Raw genomic sequence first — 944 nt, 5'->3', positions numbered from 1 at the left:
CGTAGAACTGTTTCAGTTCCGCTTCATGCTCTGCCTTGTACTTGGCTCTGGGCTTCTCAAACTTGATTTTCTGCAAGCCGTCATAGACAGGCTTCAAGCTCTGGAAAGCAGCGGAGCTGTCATAGAGCTGCTTAATTGCTTTCATTCGGGCGGTCTGTTCGTCCAGCGTTTTCTTCAAGCTCTCTGTGGCAGCACTGTGTTCGCTGACACGGTGTTCCAAATCTTCAAGGGAGTAAATGCCGTTTGCCCGGAGATAATTGAAAGTTTCGTTCATCTCCTTTAGGTTGCTGACCTTGCCTTTCTGCGAATAAGCCCCGGCTCTGCGCTGGGTGTAATAGGCGTTCAGCAGAGAAACAAGGTCGGGTGCCTGCGGCTTGGCAAGCTCCGCTTTTGCTTCGGCAATCCAATCAAACAGGAGAGCGATTTTCTTCTTAATGTCCTGGATAACGGCATTGGTCGCTCTGATCCAGCGATTGAACTCGCCTTTCTCGGTGCGTATACCTTTCTTCTCCATTGCCCGGACGGTTGCGCCCTCATGGACGGTGGGAAGAAGCTCTACGCCCTGACGCTCATAGCTTCGGTGGTCGATACGAACGTCAAGCCCCTTTTCCGCAAACTTGGCGTTGCATAACTCTGCCCATGTCTGCCGCCAGTATTCCAGCGTTTCGGGACTGCCCCAGTCGGTAGTGGGAACGGCGTTGAAAACAAACTCGCCGTTCTGGTCCCGGATACGGTTGCCGTCCTCGTCCAGCTCATACACCCGGCGTTGCTTTAGCCCCATTTGCCGTTCTGCTCGATGGGGCGGATAGGGCAAAGCACATGAAAATGTGGATTGGGTATGCCGCCGTCCTCCCGGTCTGGCTGGTGTACGGCGAAGTCAACCACCATGCCCCGGCTCACAAAGTTCTCCAATAAAAATTGCCTTGCAAGAGCGATGTTTTCCT

At 53.4% G+C, this 944-nt stretch carries 1 pseudogene; it reads right to left on the bottom strand.

Annotated elements, in window-relative coordinates:
- A pseudogene (locus DXA55_RS16880) lies at window positions 1-944 on the bottom strand (MobA/MobL family protein); the annotation flags it as partial.

The organism is Blautia sp. OF03-13, assembly GCF_003460685.1.
Taxonomy (GTDB): domain Bacteria; phylum Bacillota; class Clostridia; order Lachnospirales; family Lachnospiraceae; genus Fusicatenibacter; species Fusicatenibacter saccharivorans.
This window is presented reverse-complemented; position numbering and strand designations above follow the sequence as displayed.